General features: G+C 65.8%; 1 protein-coding gene. It reads right to left on the bottom strand.

Annotated elements, in window-relative coordinates; all coding sequences use genetic code 11:
• Window positions 1-833, bottom strand: an 833-nt coding sequence (locus KZZ07_RS26605; protein WP_219519927.1) for a bifunctional methylenetetrahydrofolate dehydrogenase/methenyltetrahydrofolate cyclohydrolase, incomplete at its 3' end; no start/stop codon positions are given.
• Between the last annotated feature and the right edge of the window lies 1 nt (window position 834).

The following is an 834-nucleotide window of genomic DNA, read 5'->3' as shown; positions in this document are numbered from 1 at the left end:
AGGCAGGCGATGGTCATGGGCCCCACCCCGCCGGGCACCGGCGTGATCGCGCCCGCCACTTCGGCGCAGCTCTCGTAATGCGCGTCACCCACCAGCCGGGTTTTTCCCTCACCCTTTTCCGGCGCGTCGATGCGGTTGATGCCGACGTCGATCACCGTGGCGCCCGGCTTGATCCAGTCGCCCGGCACCATCTCGGGACGGCCTACGGCGGCGACGACGATATCGGCGCGGCGCACGACCTCGGGCAGATCCTTTGTCCGCGAATGCGCAATCGTCACGGTACAGCTGTCGCCCAGCAAGAGCTGTGCCATCGGCTTGCCGACGATGTTCGACCGGCCGATCACCACCGCGTCCATGCCCGACAGGCTGCCGTGGTGGTCGCGCAGCATCATCAGGCAGCCCAGCGGCGTGCAGGGCACCATCGATTTCTGACCGGTGCCCAGCAGGCCGACGTTGGAAATATGAAAGCCGTCCACGTCCTTGGCCGGGTCGATGGAATTGATCACCAGGTCCTCGTCCAGGTGTTTCGGCAGCGGCAGCTGCACGAGGATCCCATGCACCGCCGGGTCCTTGTTCAGCTTGTCGATCAGGGCCAGCAGGTCCGCCTCGGAGGTGTCGGCCTCCAGCTTGTGCTCGTAAGAGTTCATGCCGGTCTCGACGGTCTGCTTGCCCTTCGAGCGGACATAGACCTGGCTGGCCGGATCCTCGCCCACCAGCACCACCGCCAGGCCGGGCGTGATGCCGTTTTCCTCTTTCAGCCGCGCCACATGCGCCGCCACCTTCTCGCGGACCGTGGCCGCAAAGGCCTTGCCGTCAATGATTGTTGCGCTCATC

It is taken from the genome of Mameliella sp. CS4, assembly GCF_019392335.1.
Taxonomy (GTDB): Bacteria; Pseudomonadota; Alphaproteobacteria; order Rhodobacterales; family Rhodobacteraceae; genus Antarctobacter.
The sequence above is the reverse complement of the archived record's forward strand: the minus strand, read 5'-3'. Positions and strand labels throughout refer to the sequence as shown.